Source organism: Lysobacter spongiicola DSM 21749, from assembly GCF_900167055.1.
Lineage (GTDB): Bacteria > Pseudomonadota > Gammaproteobacteria > Xanthomonadales > Xanthomonadaceae > Novilysobacter > Novilysobacter spongiicola.
Window position 1 is genome coordinate 1 of sequence record NZ_FUXP01000002.1, and the last position, 17975, is coordinate 17975.

Consider the following 17975-nt stretch of genomic DNA (forward strand, 5'->3'; position numbering starts at 1 on the left):
CTCCAGCACCTGATCCACGATCCGTGGCGCTGTCGCGTGGGGACAGTGCCGCGGTCTCGAGGATCGATCGGTTAACCCGCCCGAACCTTCTTCCTTGAACCGTTTCAGCCACTTGTACGCTGTTCGAACGCTCACGCCGGCGGCGTGTGCGGCTTCTTCCACGCGCAGGCCCTGAATCAAGATGCGGTCCACGAGCAGGGCTCGACCGCGAGGGCTAAGGCGGGCATGTTTATGCAGGTTCATCCGGGGCTCCTGGAGGGGTGGCTGATTCGCACCTCCAGTCTTCCGGGACCACCCCGGATGAACAACCTACTGAGAGATCACAGCTAGCGATCTACTGGCTGGTCATCGCTTTTTCCGCGGCACTGGGCCTGCTGCTGCGTCGCTACCGCTTCGCCTTTGCCGTGCAGTCGCTGCTCGCCCATGAGGCCCTGCAGGCGCAGGCACGCACCGACACCCTGACCGGTCTGCTCAACCGTAACGGCTGGAACCGCCAGGCCGCCCGGATGTTCCAGTACCACCGCAATCGCGATCGGCCGCTGTGTGCGGTGTTCTTCGACATCGACCATTTCAAGCGCGTCAACGACACCCACGGGCATGCGGTGGGAGACCGGATCCTCGTGCAGCTCGCCACGGCGATACGCCAGCACCTGCCCGACGGGGCGGTTGCGGCGCGGTTCGGTGGGGAGGAGTTCGTGGTGCTGTTGCCGGCGGCCGAGTTGCCGACGGCTTCGACCTATGCCGAAGCGGTCCGCGGGGGCTTCGCCACTGCAGCGCGCGCACGCGGCGTGCGGGTCAGCGCCGGGATCGCCCGGCGCCGCCCTTCCGATTCCCTGTCGCGCCTGCTGCGTCGGGCGGACGAGGGCCTGTATGCCGCCAAGGCCGCCGGACGCGACAGGGTCGTGGTGGTCGAGTAGGTCAGGCCGCCGAAGCTGCGGGTTCCACCTTCGGCACGTCCTCGTGCCGCGCCTGCCCCTCGCCCCGCACCACATAGCGCTCGATGGTCAGCGACTCCAGGCCCATGGGACCGTAGGCATGCAGGCGGGTGGTCGAGATGCCGATCTCGGCGCCCAGTCCGAGCGTCCCGCCATCGTTGAATCGCGAAGAGGCGTTGACCATCACCGCCGAGCTGCGGATCTCCCGTACGAAACGCTCCGCCGCCGCCTTGTCGGTGGTGACGATCACTTCGGTGTGGTCGGACGTGAAGCGATGGATGTGCTCGATCGCCTGGTCGATCGAATCCACCACGCGGACGGACAGGATCGGCGCCAGGTATTCGGCATCGAAGTCCTCGTCGGTCGCGGCGACGGCTTCGGGGAACAGCGCCCGGGTCCGCTCGCAACCACGGATCTCGGCGCCGCGCGCCTGCAGCTCGGCCAGGGCATCCGGCAGCCATTCGTCGGCGATGTCGGCGTGCACCAGCATCGTCTCCAGCGCGTTGCATACGCCCGGACGGGAAAGCTTGCCGTCGATCGCCAGCCGCAGCGCCAACGCAGGATCGGCGGCCTTGTCCACGTACAGGTGGCAGACGCCCTTGTAGTGCTTGATCACCGGCACCCGGGCATGCTCCGCCACGAAACGGATCAGCTTCTCGCCACCACGCGGGATGGCCAGGTCGATCAGGTCGCTGAGCTGCAGCAGCTCGAGCACGTGTTCGCGGGCGGTGTCCTCCACCAGCGACACCGCCTCGGGCGGCAGCCCCTGGTCACGCAACGCCCGGTGCAGGCAGGCCGCAATGGCCATGTTGCTGTCCCTCGCCTCGGAGCCGCCGCGCAGGAGCACCGCATTACCGGCGCGCAGGCACAGGGCGGCGGCGTCGGCGGTGACGTTGGGACGCGCCTCGTAGATCATGGCAATGAGGCCCAGCGGGATACGCACCTTCTCCACCACCAGGCCATTGGGCCGGACATCGCTGCGCGTCACCTGGCCCACCGGGTCGGGAAGCCCGGCGACCTCGCGGATGGCGGTGACGATGCCTGCCACGCGCTGCTCATCCAGGCGCAGGCGGTCGAGCATGGCGCCCGTGGTACCCGCGGCTTTCGCGCGATCCATGTCGACGGCATTCGCCTTGAGGATGTCCTGGCTGCCCGCCTCGACCGAATCGGCCATGGCGTTCAGGAGCGCGAGTCGGCCTTCGCCGTCGAGGGCCGCTATGGCCTGTGCTGCCGAGCGGGCGCGCTCGGCGAGTGTGCGGACGTATCCGGTCATTGCTGGTTCTCCAGAAGGGCTTCAAGGTCATCGGGTGCGGTACCGACGGCGGCGTTGAGGAGCACCATGTCCTCGCGTCGGATGACGGACTCCCCGTTGTGGAAGCCGAGTACGGTTTCTATTTCGCTGCTGTGCAGGCCCGCGATGCGTTGCAGGTCGGAGGCCTGGTACTGCACCAGCCCGCGTGCGAGGCGCTGGTAGCCTTCGGCCGGCATCACGTCGACCATTGCATCGCGGTTGAAGTCGCCCTCCACGGCCACGACGCCACCCGGCAGCAGCGAAGCGCCGCGGTCGGCGATGGCCTGGGCCGCACCTTCATCGACGCGAACGATGCCGCCGCTCGGCGGCGTGTGGCGCAACCACATCTTGCGGGCCACCAGGCGATCGCCATGGGCGGGGATGAAGGTGCCGAACAGGCGGTCCTCGGCGAGCGCCGAAATCGTGTCGGCGTGGTGGCCACAGAACAACGCGGCGTCGATGCCGGCGGCCGCGGTCTTGGTGGCGGCTTCCAGCTTTGTATACATACCGCCGGTGCCGAGCAGGCCGGCGCCACCTTGGGCCATCTGCATGATCTCGGGGGTGATCTCCTCGATGCGGGGCACCGGCCGGGCGTCCGGGTCGTTGCCGGGATGGCCGGTATAGAGGCCGGCGGTGTCGGTCGCGATCAGCAGGATGTCGGCACCCACCAGCGTGGCGACCACCGCGGCGAGGTTGTCGTTGTCGCCGAGCTTCAGCTCGTCAACGGCGACGGTGTCGTTCTCGTTGACGATCGGCAGCGCACCGATGCGCAGCAACTCGCGGAGGGTCGCCTGTGCGTTGAGGTAGCGCCTGCGGTTGCGCAGGTCATCGTGGCTCAACAGGACCTGCGCCACCGGTTGTTCCACCAGCCCCTGCCAGAGCGCCAGCATCGGCGTCTGGCCCAGCGCCGCCAAGGCCTGCCGCTGTGCCAGTTCCGCCCCCGAGCCCGCCAACAGGCCACGGCCCGCGGCGACCGCCCCGGAAGACACCAGCAGCACCTCGCGTCCCTGGTCACGCAGGCGTGCAATCAGGCCGGCGAGTGCGGCTGCGTTGCGCTTGCCCAACCCACCCTTGCCATCGGTGAGCAGGCTGCTGCCCACCTTGAGCACGGCCCGCCTCCACGGCGGCATCTTCTGTTCGGGAAATGGCGAAGTCATCGGCTGGAAGTTCCTCCTCGGAAAAGACCGGATTCCGGCGGCGCGTCACACGGGCGCGACTCGGTCCGCTGTAACACCAGCGGGCCAGGCGGCGACGGGAACGAGGAAGCTGCAATGGCGAAGCACCCGAAGGGCACCCGCGGCACGCGCCTGTCAATTTCCTGGACGGAAAGGCGCAATGCGGGACAGCGGCGTTACGTTCACCAACGCCGGAAGCTGTAATCGGTAGGGGCGCGAGTTTAACAGCTCGGGGCAATAGCAGCCACCGCCCCATTCAGGTCACTCTGGAAACGACGCTCGCGTTTCAGTTCACGAGCGCGAGTCGGCGACGCAGTTCATCCAGCCCGAGGTCGCCCGCGGCGCCCGGCGACACGCGTTCGGCAAGGCTTCGTGCCGGGTCGCCCTGCTGCCACCTGGCGGGATCGGCGGCCTGGCGGTAGGCCTCTCGGAACGGCATGCCCGCGCGCGCCATGTCGACCGCCAGGTCGGTCGCGTACATCGAAGGTTCCAGTGCGCCATGCATCGCATCCGGAATCCACTCGAGGTTGCGAAGCAGGTCCGGCAGCAACTCCAAGGCCGCCAGGCCACGGCCGAACGCATGGAAGATCGCGCCCTTGGAGAACTGCAGGTCGCGGTGGTAGCCGGATGGCAGCGACAGCAACTGCTCGATTTCCGCACGGCCCGCGGCCACGCTGGCATAGCTCGCGCGCATGAGCTCGATGACATCCGGGTTGCGCTTGTTGGGCATGATCGAACTGCCGGTGGTGTATTCCGCCGGCAGCCGCACGAACCCGAACTCCGCACTGGTGAACAGGCTCAGGTCCCATGCCAGCCGTCGCAGGTCGAGCACCGCACTGGCCAGCGCGTCGATGGCAGCAAGTTCAAACTTGCCACGCGACAGCTGCGCGTACGTGGCGGACACCTGGGTCCGGCCGAAGCCCAGGGCCTGCGTGGTGTATTCGCGCGCCAGCGGCAGGTTCACGCCGTAACCCGCCGCCGTGCCGAGCGGGTTCGCGTCCACCCAGGACAGCGTCTGCCGCGCCCGCTCGGCGTTGTCGATGAAGCCTTCCGCCCACGCCGTCCACCACATGCCGGCCGACGACACCACCGCACGCTGCATGTGCGTGTAACCGGGCAGCGGCAACATCGCCTCCACGCCCGCGCGCTCCAGCGCCACGGCCGCGCTCTCGGTGCAGAGCTTGGCAAGGCGCGCCAGCCGGTGCTTCAGCCACAGCCGGGTGGCGACCAGCACCTGGTCATTGCGACTGCGCCCGGTATGGATGCGACGCCCGGCATCACCCAGGCGTTCGACCAGTCGCGCCTCGATCGCGGAGTGGCCATCTTCATAGGTGGCGTCGAGCACGAAGCGACCGCTGCTGAAGTCGTCCGCCAGCACCGCGAGCTCGCGCTTGATCGCCTCCAGCTCGTCCCGGGCAAGGATGTCGATCTGCTGCAGGCCCTCCGCATGGGCGATGCTGGCCTGGATGTCGAACAGGAAGAACTCGCGATCCAGGATGACGTCGTCGCCCGCACAGAAGCGCTGGATCCGCTCATCGACGCGGACGCCGGGTTTTTGCCATAGCAGGTCGCTCATCGCGGGTTCCTCTGGGGATTTGGGCGTTTTGTAGGAGCGGCTTCAGCCGCGATCTTGAAGCTGGCGCGCGCGGAGCTGTATCCGATCGCGGCTGAAGCCGCTCCTACAACGGCATGGTTGGGGTTCAATGCGGGATGCCGGTCAGCTCCGGCAGGCCGAAGGCGAGGTTGAGATTCTGCAGCGCCTGCGTGGCGGCACCTTTGAGCAGGTTGTCCAGCGTCGCCACCACGACCAGCCGTTGTCCGTCGGCGGACAGGGTGAAGCCGCCGATCTCCACGTGGTGGCGACCAGCGATCGCGCTGACCCACGGCGCCTCGTCAAGTAGGCGAACCATCGGCTCATCCGCATAGCGCTCCCGGTAGCGAGCGGCCACTTCTTCGCGATCGAACCGGCGCGCGAGGTGCAGGTTCGCGGTGATGGTGAGGCCGCGAAAGTGCGGCGCAACGTGGGGCATGAACTCGACCGGACGGCCAAGCCTTGCCGATACCTCGCGCTCATGCACATGCCCCGAGAGCGCATACGGCATCAGGTTGTTGCGCAACAGCTCCGGATCGTTGCGGTCCGACGGACTCGTGCCGGCGCCCGAATAGCCGGAGACGCCGAAGCACTGCGCAGGCGCCTGCAACACGTCCAGCATGGGGGCGAGCGCAAGTTGCATCGCGGTGGCGTAACAGCCGGGGTTGCTGATGCGCCGCTGACCGGAATAGTCGCCGCGGGTCAGCTCCGGCAGCCCGTAGTACCAGCCAGCATCGAACCGGTAGTCGGCCGACAGGTCGATGATGACCGGCGTCGCGCCCTGCTCATCGAAGGCACTCACGCACAGCGCTGCCTTCCCATTCGGCAACGCGAGCACCACGGCCTCGGCGCCGAATGCCGGCAGCTCGCCATGCTCCGGCGCGCTGTATCGCAGATCGCCTTGCCAAGCCGGCTGATGATCGGCGACGCGCTCCCCTTCGAGCTCGCGCGAGGACACGAACGCGAGATCGAACCGGGGGTGCGCCGCGATCAGCCGGATCAGTTCCGACCCCACGTACCCACGCGCGCCCACAATGCCGATCGAGATTGGGCTGGTGGTCATGATGCCTCCCGTGCACGTTCCAGCGGCTCCAGCAACGTGGGCGCGCGCTCCCGGCAATGGGCGACGCAGCGGGCAAGTTCGCCGGGCTCGCGGATCCCGCACCAGAACACGTTCCAGTGCTCCTGCTTGAAGTGCCCATCGGATTCGGCGTAGTAGAACGCGTTGACGGGGTTACCGTGGCGCGAGCGCCAGAACACGCGCGGGTTCTGGTCGCGCATCACCTGCCACACCGCGCGACCGAGGCCTTCGCCCTGGGCATCGTCGAGCACCGCGAACTTGTCGAGATAAGTCTCGCCTCCGGCTTCGCTTTCGACCAGGATCACCGCCGCGCGGTAGTGCTCGCTGACATACGCCCGGTGCAGGCGCGTGCGTTCGAAGTAGTCCGGCACCAGCCGCCGGCCGAACGCGGATTCCACCAGCGTCCGCAGCCGCGGCAGGTCCAGCTCGTCCCATTCCGTCGCCTCCACCACCCGTTCGCCGCGCCGCACCAGCGTGCCGGAACCCTTGTGCGTGAACAGCTCCTTTGCCAGTTCCGCCGGACGCGTGATCGACACCGACGACGAGAATGGCAGCCGGTCGAGCAACTGCTTGATCTGCTCGATCTTGACCCGCATGCCGCCATTGACCCAGGGCTGCGCCATCAGTGCTTCGTACTCGGTGGTCAGGTTGATCGAGTCGATCAGCCTGCCCTGCCCGTCCAGCAACCCGCCGGTGCCGGTGAGGAACACGATCTTGTAGGGCTGCAGCACCTGCACCAGTTCGTTGGCGGCGAAGTCGGCGTTGATGTTGAGGATCTGGCCGCCGGTGGTTTCGCCGAGGCTGGCGATGACGGGGATGGAGCCGGCCTGCAGGCTGGCCTGGATCGGCGCCAGGTCGACCCGGGCCACGCGCCCGACAAGGCCGTAGGTGTCGCGGTCCAGGTACTCCGCCTCGAACACGCCCGAAACGATCGAGGTCGCGCGCGCGTCGCTGCGCTGCAGGGCCTCCACCAGCCGCAGGTTCTGCGCATGGAATACCCGCCGCACCACGGCCAGGGCCTCCGGCGAGGTGACGCGCAGCCCGCCGACGAGTTGCTTGTCGATACCGGCCGCGGCCAGCTCCTCGTCCAGTTGCGGACCCGCGCCGTGGATGACGATCGGGGTGAGCCCCACGTCCTGGAGGAAGGCCAGCGAAGAGGTCAACGCATCCAGGTCATCGCGCAGCACCGCGCCTCCGACCTTGACCACGGCGAAGCGCGCCGCGTCGAGCTGGGAAAAGCGCTTGAGGTACTGGCTGATCTCCTTGGCGCTGGCCATGCTGGACAGCAACCGCACGATGGTCTGCCGGGTCTGGATGTCGTGCGCGGTCGGGGGAATGGTCATTGGGGCTTCGTGGGTCGTGCTGTTGTAGGAGCGGCTTCAGCCGCGATCTGGAAGTGGCGCAGGCAATGAGGGTTCGGGTCGCGGCTGAAGCCGCTCCTACAGGGCCCCTGAAAGGATTCGGGTGACGGATTCGCCGTAGCGCTGCAATTGCTCCAGGGCCACCCACTCGTCCGCCGTATGCGCCTGGGCGATGTCGCCGGGGCCGTAGACGATCGCCGTCATGCCGCCCGCCGAGAACAGCGAGGCCTCGGTCCAGAAGTCGACCGCGTTGCCGATCGGCAGCCCGAGCGCTTCGGCCAGGTCCCTCGCTTCCAGCCTCCGGTCTTCGGCCGTGGCGGTATCACCGCTGGGAAGTGGCGGCCCGCGGAAGGTCTCCTGGTATCGCTCCACGGCACCCGCCTCCACCAGTGCACCGAAGCGCGCGTGCAACTCGTCGATCGACATCGACGGCAGCGGCCGGAAGCCGAAGCGCAACTCCGCGGCCGGCGCGATCATGTTGGCCTTGATGCCACCGTCCACCCGCCCGATGTTGAAGCGCAGCCCGGTCAGCCCGCCGAAGCGCTGGTGCGATTCCGACTCCACCAGGTCCAGGGCACGGCTGCCCCAGCGCATGGCATGGTGCAGTGCGCTGGCATCGAGTGCGTTGGCACCGGAGGCGTGGCCGGCGCTGCCGCGGAAGTGCATCTGCACCGAGCTGATGCCGCGGTGTGCCAGGACGGCCTCGCAGCCCGTCGGCTCGGCGACGATGGCCTCGCAGAAGCCATGCCCGGCGCCGAGGAAGGCGGCGATGCAACGGGCATCGTTGGCTTCCTCATCGGTGGTGAACAGGAAAGCTGCGTCGCCATCGGTGATCGCAGCCGCGGCCAACAGCCCTGCAGCGGCACCCTTGATGTCGCACGCGCCCAACCCGATCGCGCGATCGCGGTCGACGCGAAGCTGGTGGGGTTCGGCTGACCACGCCGGAGACGACGGCACCGTATCCAGGTGCACGTTGAAGACCCGGCGCGGCCGTCCGCGCACCGCGAGCATCGACACGGCGCCATCGCCGTGGTCGGTGACGTCGACGCGGAAACCGGGCAACTGCGCGCGCAGGTAATCGAATATCCCACCCGTACCGATCCGGCGCGGCGGGTTGCGGGTATCGAACGATACGAGGGCTTCGAGGTGGCGGAGGATGTCGCGGAGCATTGAAAGATCCTGTTGCACCAATGGAGGACGGCCTCTGTAGGAGCGGCTTCAGCCGCGATACGGGAATCGGCGCGTGCGACCGGCTATCCGATCGCGGCTGAAGCCGCTCCTACAGGGAGCGATCGGAGCCGGGCTAGTTGCGGTTGACCTCGGCCCACAGTGTGCTGCTCATGCCGAACAGCTTGATGAAGCCTTCCGCCTCGGCCACGCCCCAGTCTGCCGCCTGTGCGTAGGTCGCGCCCCTGGCCTGCAGCAGGTGCGGCGACTTCACCGCCACCGCGTTGACCACGCCACCATGGGTCTCGAGCACCACTTCACCGTTGACGGTCGATTGGCTGGACGCCAGGAAAGCCTCGAGATCGGCCTTGAGCGGATCGTGAAAGAAGCCTTCATAGACCAGCTCCACCCACTTGCGCGCCACCTCCGGCTTGAATCGGTTCTGCTGCTTGCTCAGCACCGCCTCTTCCAGCGCGCGGTGGGCGCTCAGCAGGGCGGCAAGCCCCGGCGCTTCATAGATGATCCTGCCCTTCAGGCCGATGGTGGTGTCACCGGTATACAGGCCGCGGCCGACCCCATAGTCAGCGAACAATGTATTGAGGCGCGCCAGCATCAGGTGGCCCGGCATCTCCTCCCCGTCCAGCGATACCGCCTCGCCGTTGCGGAACCCGATGGACACCCGCAGCGGCTGCTCCGGCCACTCCGAGCGCGGTTTGCACCAGCCTGCCGCGCCTTCGCCGGGCGCCTCCCAGCGGTCGATCTCGCCACCGGACATGGTGAGTCCGAGCAGGTTCTCGTTGATCGTGTAGGCCTTCTGCTTGGCACGCACGCCGAAGCCACGCTGCTCGAGGTACGCCTGCTCGTAGGCCCGTACCTCGGTATGTTCCTTCTGGATCTCGCGGATCGGGGCGATGATCTCGTAGTTGCCCAGTGCCTTCACCGCCAGGTCGAACCGCACCTGGTCATTGCCCATCCCCGTGCAGCCGTGCGCGATGGCACGCGTGCCCAGCTCCTCGCAACGCGCAAGCGCGGCTTCGACGATCAGGTATCGGTCGGAGACCAGCAGCGGATACTGGCCCTGGTACCCCTCCCCTGCCCAGACGAACGGCTTGACGAAGCCCGACCAGATGGCGGGGCCGCCGTCGACGGTCCGGTGGGAGGCGACGCCCAGTTCCGCGGCCCGCGCTTCGATGAATCCGCGCTCCTCTGCGTCGACCCCGCCGGTGTCGGCAAAAACCGTGTGGACATTCCAGCCGCGCTCGGCCAGGTATGGCACGCAGAAGCTGGTGTCGAGGCCGCCGGAAAAGGCGAGGACGATGTCTTTGCTCATGATGGGTGGGTCGCAGGTCAGGTTGATGGAAGGGGGTTCGGGATCAGGAGCCGGCCAGCGTGGCCATGATCGCCTTCTGTACATGCAGGCGGTTTTCGGCTTCTTCGATGGCGATGCAGCGCGGCGAATCCATCACCGCATCGGTGGCCTTGACGTTGCGGCGCAGTGGCAGGCAATGGCTGAAGACGGCATCGTTGGTCAGGGCCATCTTCTGCTCGTCGACGATGAAGTGGCGGTAACGGTCGCGGATGGGCTTCTCCGGCGCCCAATTGCCGAAGTACGGCAGCGCACCCCAGCTCTTGGCGTAGACGACGTCCGCTCCGGCATAGCTGCCCTCGATGTCATGGCTGACCCGCAGCGAGCCACCACTCTCCCCGGCGTTGCGCTCGGCCCACTCCATGTAGCGGCGGTCGAGCACGTACTCCGGCGTCGGGCATAGCAACGTCACGTCCATGCCCATGCGCGTTGCGATGGTCAACGCGGAATTGGCCACGGCGGTGTTGAGCGGCTTGGGGTGGTAGGTCCAGGTCAGCACGAACTTGCGCCCGCGCAGGTCCGTGGCCGGCGCACCGGGGTTACCGAAATGCTCCTGCAGGGCCATCACGTGGGCCAGCTCCTGGCAGGGGTGGGTGATGGTTTCCATGTTGATCACCGGCACCGGCGAATAGCGCGCGAAGCTGCGCAGGACCCGGTCCTCTCGATCGACCGACCAGTCGACGAATTTCGGGAACGCCCGCACGCCGATCAGGTCGACGTAGCGTCCGAGCACCCGCGCCACCTCGGCGACGTGCTCCTCCGCCTCGCCATCCATCACGGTGCCCAGGTCGAACTCGATCGGCCACGCGTCCTTACCCGGCTGCAGTACCACCGCATGTCCACCGAGGTGGAAGGCACCCAGCTCGAAGCTGGTGCGGGTGCGCATCGACGGGTTGAAGAACACCAGCGCGATGGACTTGCCACGCAGTTGGTCGCCCAGGCGTTCGCGCTTGAAGACGTGGGCCTGCGCGAGGAGCGCATCGAGGTCGGGACGGGACCAGTCCTGGGTGTTGAGGAAGTGCCTGATGGTCATTGCGGGATCCGTGAGCGGGAGGGTCGCGGGGCCCGGAAACAAAAAAGCCCAGCGCGGGAGCTGGGCTTTCATCTGCTGCGCCTGTGCTCAGGCGTGCGTGCGGCTACCCAGCCGGGGTGGAAGGCACCGGTCGGCGGGCACGCGAGGTCATTCCCGCCGCCATGTAGGCGGAGGTCAAGATGTCGGCGTCGGCACGGAGCTGGGTCATTGCGGGAGGATGCTCGCACGCCCGCTGCCCTACGGCAAGCGCGGCACGAAGATGGTTCAGCCGCCCGGGCCGCCGGACACCACCGGGGTCACGCCGATGCGGATCCTGAGCCGGTTGCCCGGGTCGTCCGGGAGCCGGGACCGGTACTTGGAGCCCTTGTAGACGTAGTCGACGTCGTAGGCGATGGGACGCCGGAACTCCCGCTCGACCGTCACCGGTACGCAGTCGGCCGGCTCCGGCTCCTCTTCGCGGCTGAAAGCACCCTTCACCGCGCCGACTACACGCGAGAGCTTGGAGCCATCCTCTTCCGGCGTGGCGGACTCGCAGCGCTGCTCCACCGCCGAGGCGGTCAGCGTCTGGTAGACCGGAGTCACGCGCAGGACCTGGGCGTAGGCGAAACGAACGTTCTCCGCCTGGATCACCGTTGTCTCCTGAGCCCAAACCGGCGCCGCCATGAGCGTGCACAGCAGCAGGATTGGCAGGCAGCAGCGACTCATCGGATAGGCAGGCTCGGAACGGGATCCATGCAAGTGTATGCGCCGGCGGGCAATAGGGGCTGAACCCCGACCCTGCTGCCCCCCGGGCCCCGTTAGAATGGCGAAAACCATCGCGCAATTCCAATGAGCCTGCATCTCTACAACAGCCTGACCCGGCGGGTCGAACCGTTCGCGCCCGCCGACCCGGCGCGGCCGACGATGTATGTGTGCGGCCCGACCGTCTACAACTACGTGCACATCGGCAACGCGCGCGGGCCCGTCGTGTTCGGCGTCCTGGCTGACCTGCTGCGCAGGCGCCACGGGGCCCTGGCCTATGCGCGGAACATCACCGACGTGGATGACAAGATCAACGCCGCGGCGAAGGAGCTCGGTGTGCCGATCTCCGACATCACCGACCGTTTCGCGGCCGCCTACCGGGAAGACATGGCCGCGCTTGGAGTGGCTCCACCCGACCTGGAACCCGAGGCGACCGCGCACATCCCGCAGATCGTCTCGATGATCGAGCGCCTGATCGCCGCCGGCCACGCCTATGCGGCGGAAGGCCACGTGCTGTTCTCGGTGGCGAGCTTCGACGGATACGGGAAGCTGTCGCGACGCGATCCGGACGACATGCTGGCGGGTGCCCGCGTCGAGGTCGCGCCCTACAAGCGCGATCCGGGCGACTTCGTGCTCTGGAAGCCCTCGAGCGACGACCTGCCGGGTTGGGACTCCCCCTGGGGTCGCGGCCGCCCCGGGTGGCACATCGAGTGCTCGGCGATGGCCGCCGCGCACCTGGGCGAGACCATCGACATCCATGCCGGCGGCGCCGACCTGCAGTTCCCCCACCACGAGAACGAGATCGCCCAGAGCGAGTGCGCCCATGGGGGCCGGACGTTCGCCCGGTGGTGGCTGCACAACGGCATGCTCAACTTCGGTGGGGCAAAGATGTCGAAGTCGCTGGGAAACATCGAGAAGGTCCACGACCTGGTCCGGGCCCACCCGCCGGAGGCGCTGCGCCACGCGTTGCTCTCGGCCCACTACCGCCAGCCCCTGGACTGGTCGGATGCGCTGGTCGAACAGTCGGTGCGTACGCTCGACCGGCTGTATGGCACCTTGCGGGATCTCTCGGACGTGGAGGCGACGACTCAGATTCCCGCCAGCATCGAAACGATCCTGGACGACGACCTCAACACCCCCCAGGCGCTGGCCGAGATCGCGCGGATTGCCGCAGAGGCGCGCAAGGCCGAGGACCCGGCAGAGCGGAAGCGCCTGAAAGGCGAGCTGCTCGGAGCAGGACGTGCGCTGGGTCTCCTGCAACAGGCACCGGCGGACTGGTTCGCGCGCGGCGCCGACAACAGCGACGACAGCCGGATCCAGGCCCTCGTGGACGAGCGCAACCTGGCAAAGAAGAACCGGGACTTCAAACGCGCCGATGAGATACGTGACCAGCTCGCCAGCGAGGGCATCCTGCTGGAGGACACGCCTGCCGGCGTGCGCTGGCGCCGACAATGACACAGGAGCACCCGACCATGGCGTCCCCTTTCCCGCTGGAACCCACCGCTGCCGAGGCCCAGGCGGCAATCCGCGAGGAGTTCGCGTTCTTCAGCGACTGGTCCGAGCGCTACCAGTACCTGATCGACCTTGGACGCAAGCTGCCGGAGTTCCCCGAAGAGTGGAAGACCGAGGAGCATCGGCTTCACGGGTGCCAGTCCCTGGTCTGGATCGTGCCGCGGGGCGATGCCGAGCGGCTGGACTTCCACGCCATCAGCGACTCCGCGATCGTCTCCGGCCTTGTCTATCTCGCGCTGCGCGTGTATTCGGGCCGGAGCGCCGCCGAGATCGCCGCGACCGACGCCGAGTACATCGCCGACATCGGCCTTGCCAAGCACCTGTCGCCCACTCGCAGCAACGGCCTGGCCGCGCTGCTCGGGTTCATCCAGCAGCACGCGCGCCAACAGATCCAGGCATGAAAAAAGCCCGCATCGAGCGGGCTTTTTTCGAACACGGCCCTGCGACCAGGGCTCGGGCTGGATGGATCAGTCGCCCATCTGCTTCTGCAGGTGCTCCCAACGCTCCTGCGCATCGATGGTGCGCTCGGCGGTAAGACGCGCCTCCAGGCGATCCAGGCCAATCTCCTCGCCGGTATCCACGCAGAAACCGTAGTCACCCGAGTCGACGCGCTTGAGGGTGCTGTCGATCTTGCTGATCAGCTTCCGGTAGCGATCACGCGTACGCAGCTCCAGCGAGTTCTCGGTCTCGCGCGTGGCGCGCTCGGCCTCGTCACCGACATCGCGTACTTCGTCCTTGAGGTTCTCGATGGTCTGCTTCGATTCCTCGACCAGGTCCGCTCGCCACTGCAACAGGCGCTGGCGGAAGTACTCCAGTTGCAGCGGGCTCATGTATTCCTCTTCCGCGCTCGGCTTGTAGCCGCGCGGGACAATGGGTCGACCACTGCCTTTTTCTGTTTGGTACTGCACGACTTTGACTTTACCTCTGGGTGCGGGGGCTTGCGGCTTGGCGGCGACCGCGACGGCAACCTTGCCGACGGGACGCTTCACCGGTGCCGAAGCAGGCTTGGCGGCGGGCTTGCTGGAAGCCGGTGCCTTGGCAGCCTTGGTGGGGGATGGATTGGCAGTCGCCCTGGTGCTGGCGACGGGTTTCTTCTCCGGCTTGCTGCTCGTTGCCGGTTTCCCGGCAGCCTTGGCGGCCTTGCCTGGCGATTTGCCAACAGTAGCGGTGTTGGCCTTCCTGGCGGGTGAAGCCGCCTTCGACTTTCCGGCAGGCGCATTCTTGCCCGTCGTCTTCTTGATCGTCTTCTTGGAAGATGGAACCTTCGTCACTGCAGCCTTTTTCGTTGCTGGTTTCTTTTCCGGAGCCTTCCGGGCAGGTGCGGCCTTCTTCGACGCAGCCACCTTCTTGCCGACCGGCTTGGTGGGTACCTGCTTGCGGGCAGGTACAGCCTTCTTCGCAGGTGCGGCCTTCCTGGCAGGCGTCTTCTTCGCGGCGGGCTTGCGGGCAGGCGGCTTGGCGGCAGCCTTCTTCGGGACCGTCTTTTTGGACGCGACTTTCTTCGCGGCCGCATTGACAGTCTTCTTGATGGCCTTGGCGGCCTTTTTCGCGGTTTTCTTCAATGCCACGAGCGCCTCGTCCTTTTATTCCCTTGTGACGGGAAAGCGCGCTGTTATACCCTGCCCCGGCACCCGCGGCAACCGCGCCACCGGATCCCCGGACGCGCCCCTCCGGAACCGAGCTCCATCATGGTGCCTACCGGTATCAAGAAACAGTGATCGACCGCCTGCTCATAGCGTTGCTGCGCGGTTACAAGCGCTGGATCAGCCCGCTGCTCGGGCCGCGCTGCCGGTTCCACCCGACCTGCTCGGTCTACGCGATGCAGGCGATCGCGCGATTCGGCGCCTTCAAGGGCAGCTGGCTGGCGCTGCGGCGTATCCTGCGGTGCCATCCCCTGCACCCTGGCGGCCACGATCCAGTGCCCCCGGTGGACTGACACACGCCAACAAGGATCCCCATGACTTCTCCCGCGACCCTCATCGTCAACGCCCGGCTGGTCAATGAAGGCCGCGAGTTCGAAGCCGACTTGCGCATTGAAGGCGGCCTGATCACCCGCATCGAAAAAGGACTCGCGGCGAAGGACAACGAAACCGTTGTCGATGCTGCCGGACGTCGCCTGCTGCCGGGGATGATCGACGACCAGGTCCACTTCCGCGAACCGGGCATGGAGTACAAGGCGGACATGGCGGTGGAGTCCGGCGCCGCCGTGGCCGGGGGCATCACCAGCTTCATGGATATGCCCAACACCAGCCCACCGACGCTTGACGCCGATGCATTGGAGGACAAGTACCGCCGCGCGCTCGGCCGCGTCTGGGGCAACCACGGCTTCTACATGGGAACCAGCACCTCCAACCTGGAAGCCATCCAGCGGCTTGATCCGCGCAGCGCACCGGGGGTGAAGGTGTTCATGGGCGCGTCGACCGGCAACATGCTGGTCGACGATCCGGAGATCCTCGCCGCCGTCTTCCGCGATGCACCTACGCCGGTCATCACCCACTGCGAAGACACGCCGATGATCGAGGCCGAAAGCGCCCGCTACAAGGCGCGCTATGGCGATGACATCCCGGCGGAGTGCCACCCCGACATCCGCTCGCGCGAGGCCTGCATGAAGTCGACGCTGCTGGCTATTTCCCTCGCCAAGGAGCACGGGACGCGGCTCCACGTGCTGCACATCTCCACGGCCGACGAGCTGGCGCTGTTCGAGGCCGGGCCGCTCATCCGCCCGGATGGCAGCCGCAAGCGCATCACCGCCGAGACCTGCATCCACTTCCTCCGCTTGGACCGCTCCGACTACGCCGCGCTGGGCCACCTGATCAAGTGCAACCCCGCCATCAAGGACGCTTCCGACCGCGAGGCGCTGGTGCGGGCGGTGGCGACGGACGTCATCGACGTACTCGCCACGGACCATGCCCCGCACCTGCTGGAAGAGAAGCAGAACCCCTACACGCGCGCCCCCAGTGGTCTGCCGCTGGTGCAGTACGCCCTGCCCGCCGCGCTGGAGCTGGTGCACGAAGGCCACCTGACGACGGCGCAGGTGGTACAGAAGTTCGCGCACGCCCCGGCCCAGCTGTTCGACGTCAGGAACCGCGGCTTCCTGCGCGAAGGCTACGCCGCCGACCTGGTACTCATCGACGACGTGCCGCTGACGGTCCGCCGCGAGGACGTGCTGTCCAAATGCGGCTGGTCGCCGTTCGAGGGGCGCACCTTCCACAGCAGGATCGCCTCCACCTGGGTCAACGGCGTACAGGCCTGGGACGGCAGCCGGCTCGTGGGCACCCCGGGTGGCCAGCGGATGGAGTTCGACCGTTGAGGCTGGCGATCTTCGCGGCCCTGCTCGCAGCCACCACCGTCGCCCCGGTGACAGCGTCGGCCGCAGCCCAGACCTCCACGCCCGAAGCTGCCGCTACCGCTATCGGTACGGACATGGACACGCGGGTCGTGTTCCCCTTGTCGGTGCAGCAAGGTGCCCTGGTGATCGGCAAGGTGCCGCCCGGCAGCTCCGTCACGCACGATGGGCGCCGGCTGCGCGTGACCGGTTACGGCAGCGTCGCTTTCGGCGTGGCGCGCGACCAGGAGGGGCCGGTGCAGGTCTCCGTCACCCGTCCGGACGGTGTCGCGGACGAGATCTCCATTGCGGTGCAGCCGAGGGACTTCCCGGTCGAACGGGTCAACGGCGTCCCGGGCAAGACCGTCAAACCGCCCCCGGCAATCGCCAAGCGCATCGCGCGTGAACAGGCCCTCGTCACCGCCGCGCGCGAACGCGACGACCCGCGCACCGGCTTCGCCGAACGCTTCATCTGGCCGGTCGAGGGGCGCATCAGCGGTCGCTTCGGCAACCAGCGCATCTACAACGGCACCCCCGGCTCGGCCCACTCGGGCATGGACATCGCAGCGGCATCGGGGACGCCGGTGAAAGCGCCAGCATCGGGTGTCGTGACCTTCGCTGGCGACCTCTACCTGACCGGCGGGACCATCCTGCTCGACCACGGCCACGGCGTAAGTTCCAACTTCCTCCACCTGTCCCGGATGGATGTGCAGGTCGGCGACGAGGTGCGGCAGGGCGACGTGATCGGTGCCGTCGGCGCTACCGGCCGCGCCACTGGTCCGCACCTGCACTGGGGGATGAACTGGCTGACGGTGAGGATCGACCCGTTGCTGGTGTTGGAGCGTGGTAGCTGAGTTCGCCTCGCATTGCGCAAACCAAGCCGTCACGACAGGCTTGGCTTGCGCCCTGACCTTCTATTCGGCCTGCGGCTGGATCGGCATGGCCAGCTCGCTCGCACTGCAGAATTCGGCCAGTGCCGGATTTCCATCGGGCGCCCCATAGCTGGATCGAGCCCGATCGAAGCGGACCGTGTACTCGCGGGTGACAGCTTCCCCAAGGTGCTCATCGAAGCACGCCCGGGTAGCTGTTATCTCGCGCCACTCCTCACCGCGGAGCGGTCCGCTCGCATCCAGATCGGTAAAGAAGTCATCCATGACCTTGACTCCAAAATTCCCCGGGCAGTCGACGAACCCCATGAAATGTACGACTTCGTGCATCCCATAAACGCCCGAGACGTCCTTTATCAGGAAGTCATTGCGCCCATCCATGTTCAAGTCGGGGCGAGCGTGCAGGAAGGTTTTGCCGAGGGCACGCGAATGGAGGCAGTCGCCCGCTCCGTCTGCACGGCAAACGCTGACCGACTCCCCTTCACCAGAACGGATTTCCACCCGACTGTC

18 protein-coding genes are annotated in these 17975 nt (G+C 67.1%); 6 read left to right on the forward strand and 12 right to left on the reverse strand.

Translation table 11 applies throughout. The annotated features are described in order from the left end of the window. Positions 1-243, reverse strand: a 243-nt coding sequence (locus tag B5D37_RS04205) for a leucine zipper domain-containing protein (protein ID WP_143814141.1), incomplete at its 3' end; no start/stop codon positions are given. Between the two features lie 17 nt (positions 244-260). On the opposite strand from B5D37_RS04205, the gene B5D37_RS04210 reads away from it, so the two are divergent. Continuing rightward, entirely contained in the window at positions 261-917 is a 657-nt protein-coding gene (locus tag B5D37_RS04210) for a GGDEF domain-containing protein (protein ID WP_078757485.1), read from the forward strand. A gap of 1 nt (position 918) precedes the next feature. Here B5D37_RS04210 and B5D37_RS04215 read toward each other — a convergent pair whose 3' ends face one another. The 9 genes from B5D37_RS04215 to B5D37_RS04255 form a co-directional block, all read right to left on the reverse strand. Next, complete coding sequence (locus B5D37_RS04215; protein ID WP_078757486.1) at positions 919-2208, reverse strand: glutamate-5-semialdehyde dehydrogenase; 1290 nt, start codon at positions 2206-2208, stop codon at positions 919-921. After that, positions 2205-3383, reverse strand: coding sequence for a glutamate 5-kinase (gene proB / locus B5D37_RS04220; protein WP_078757487.1), 1179 nt, complete (start codon positions 3381-3383; stop codon positions 2205-2207). The genes B5D37_RS04215 and proB overlap by 4 nt, the downstream gene beginning before the upstream one ends. Before the next feature lie 304 nt (positions 3384-3687). Further along, the gene (locus tag B5D37_RS04225; RefSeq protein ID WP_078757488.1) at positions 3688-4977 is read right to left on the reverse strand and encodes an argininosuccinate lyase; all 1290 of its coding nucleotides are present in this window, start codon (positions 4975-4977) and stop codon (positions 3688-3690) included. Positions 4978-5101: 124 nt separating this feature from the next. Continuing rightward, complete coding sequence (gene argC / locus B5D37_RS04230; protein ID WP_078757489.1) at positions 5102-6055, reverse strand: N-acetyl-gamma-glutamyl-phosphate reductase; 954 nt, start codon at positions 6053-6055, stop codon at positions 5102-5104. Continuing rightward, positions 6052-7416: an acetylglutamate kinase gene (locus B5D37_RS04235; RefSeq protein ID WP_078757490.1), complete on the reverse strand. Its 1365-nt coding sequence runs from the start codon at positions 7414-7416 to the stop codon at positions 6052-6054. Before B5D37_RS04235 ends, argC begins: the two co-directional genes overlap by 4 nt. A 96-nt stretch (positions 7417-7512) precedes the next feature. Then, positions 7513-8604: an acetylornithine deacetylase gene (locus B5D37_RS04240; protein ID WP_078757491.1), complete on the reverse strand. Its 1092-nt coding sequence runs from the start codon at positions 8602-8604 to the stop codon at positions 7513-7515. A gap of 133 nt (positions 8605-8737) precedes the next feature. Next, positions 8738-9931, reverse strand: coding sequence for an argininosuccinate synthase (locus B5D37_RS04245; RefSeq protein WP_078757492.1), 1194 nt, complete (start codon positions 9929-9931; stop codon positions 8738-8740). A gap of 43 nt (positions 9932-9974) precedes the next feature. Next, on the reverse strand, positions 9975-11000 hold the full coding sequence (locus tag B5D37_RS04250) for an N-acetylornithine carbamoyltransferase (protein WP_078757493.1): 1026 nt from the start codon (positions 10998-11000) through the stop codon (positions 9975-9977). 264 nt (positions 11001-11264) lie between these two features. Next, positions 11265-11705: a hypothetical protein gene (locus B5D37_RS04255; protein WP_078757494.1), complete on the reverse strand. Its 441-nt coding sequence runs from the start codon at positions 11703-11705 to the stop codon at positions 11265-11267. A gap of 123 nt (positions 11706-11828) precedes the next feature. On the opposite strand from B5D37_RS04255, the gene cysS reads away from it, so the two are divergent. Together cysS and B5D37_RS04265 are read left to right on the forward strand one after the other, a co-directional pair. Further along, on the forward strand, positions 11829-13196 hold the full coding sequence (gene cysS, locus B5D37_RS04260; protein ID WP_078757495.1) for a cysteine--tRNA ligase: 1368 nt from the start codon (positions 11829-11831) through the stop codon (positions 13194-13196). A gap of 17 nt (positions 13197-13213) precedes the next feature. Continuing rightward, positions 13214-13654: a SufE family protein gene (locus B5D37_RS04265; protein ID WP_078757496.1), complete on the forward strand. Its 441-nt coding sequence runs from the start codon at positions 13214-13216 to the stop codon at positions 13652-13654. A 66-nt stretch (positions 13655-13720) separates the two neighbouring features. Here the strand turns inward: B5D37_RS04265 and dksA are convergent, their stop codons facing one another. Next, positions 13721-14821: an RNA polymerase-binding protein DksA gene (dksA, locus tag B5D37_RS04270; protein ID WP_078757497.1), complete on the reverse strand. Its 1101-nt coding sequence runs from the start codon at positions 14819-14821 to the stop codon at positions 13721-13723. A gap of 146 nt (positions 14822-14967) precedes the next feature. Between dksA and yidD the strand changes: the two genes are divergently transcribed. The 3 genes from yidD to B5D37_RS04285 are packed head-to-tail and all read left to right on the forward strand — an operon-like array spanning position 14968 to position 17432. Then, positions 14968-15189: a membrane protein insertion efficiency factor YidD gene (yidD, locus tag B5D37_RS04275; RefSeq protein WP_234987707.1), complete on the forward strand. Its 222-nt coding sequence runs from the start codon at positions 14968-14970 to the stop codon at positions 15187-15189. Between the two features lie 21 nt (positions 15190-15210). Continuing rightward, positions 15211-16563, forward strand: a complete 1353-nt coding sequence (locus B5D37_RS04280; RefSeq protein ID WP_078757499.1) for a dihydroorotase — start codon at positions 15211-15213, stop codon at positions 16561-16563. 2 nt (positions 16564-16565) lie between these two features. Further along, positions 16566-17432 carry a M23 family metallopeptidase gene (locus B5D37_RS04285; RefSeq protein ID WP_425478034.1) on the forward strand — a complete coding sequence of 289 codons (867 nt, stop codon included), beginning with the start codon at positions 16566-16568 and terminating at the stop codon, positions 17430-17432. 60 nt (positions 17433-17492) lie between these two features. On the opposite strand, the gene B5D37_RS04290 is transcribed toward B5D37_RS04285, so the two are convergent. Next, the gene (locus B5D37_RS04290; protein WP_143814142.1) at positions 17493-17966 is read right to left on the reverse strand and encodes a hypothetical protein; all 474 of its coding nucleotides are present in this window, start codon (positions 17964-17966) and stop codon (positions 17493-17495) included. Between the last annotated feature and the right edge of the window lie 9 nt (positions 17967-17975).

What these genes read in the sequence shown, in the direction of transcription:
- B5D37_RS04215 (WP_078757486.1), bottom strand. Translation starts at nt 2,208, where the DNA reads ATGACCGGATACGTCCGCACACTCGCCGAGCGCGCCCGCTCGGCAGCA.
- proB (WP_078757487.1), bottom strand. Translation starts at nt 3,383, where the DNA reads ATGACTTCGCCATTTCCCGAACAGAAGATGCCGCCGTGGAGGCGGGCC.
- B5D37_RS04225 (WP_078757488.1), bottom strand. Translation starts at nt 4,977, where the DNA reads ATGAGCGACCTGCTATGGCAAAAACCCGGCGTCCGCGTCGATGAGCGG.
- argC (WP_078757489.1), bottom strand. Translation starts at nt 6,055, where the DNA reads ATGACCACCAGCCCAATCTCGATCGGCATTGTGGGCGCGCGTGGGTAC.
- B5D37_RS04235 (WP_078757490.1), bottom strand. Translation starts at nt 7,416, where the DNA reads ATGACCATTCCCCCGACCGCGCACGACATCCAGACCCGGCAGACCATC.
- B5D37_RS04240 (WP_078757491.1), bottom strand. Translation starts at nt 8,604, where the DNA reads ATGCTCCGCGACATCCTCCGCCACCTCGAAGCCCTCGTATCGTTCGAT.
- B5D37_RS04245 (WP_078757492.1), bottom strand. Translation starts at nt 9,931, where the DNA reads ATGAGCAAAGACATCGTCCTCGCCTTTTCCGGCGGCCTCGACACCAGC.
- B5D37_RS04250 (WP_078757493.1), bottom strand. Translation starts at nt 11,000, where the DNA reads ATGACCATCAGGCACTTCCTCAACACCCAGGACTGGTCCCGTCCCGAC.
- B5D37_RS04255 (WP_078757494.1), bottom strand. Translation starts at nt 11,705, where the DNA reads ATGAGTCGCTGCTGCCTGCCAATCCTGCTGCTGTGCACGCTCATGGCG.
- cysS (WP_078757495.1), top strand. Translation starts at nt 11,829, where the DNA reads ATGAGCCTGCATCTCTACAACAGCCTGACCCGGCGGGTCGAACCGTTC.
- B5D37_RS04265 (WP_078757496.1), top strand. Translation starts at nt 13,214, where the DNA reads ATGGCGTCCCCTTTCCCGCTGGAACCCACCGCTGCCGAGGCCCAGGCG.
- B5D37_RS04280 (WP_078757499.1), top strand. Translation starts at nt 15,211, where the DNA reads ATGACTTCTCCCGCGACCCTCATCGTCAACGCCCGGCTGGTCAATGAA.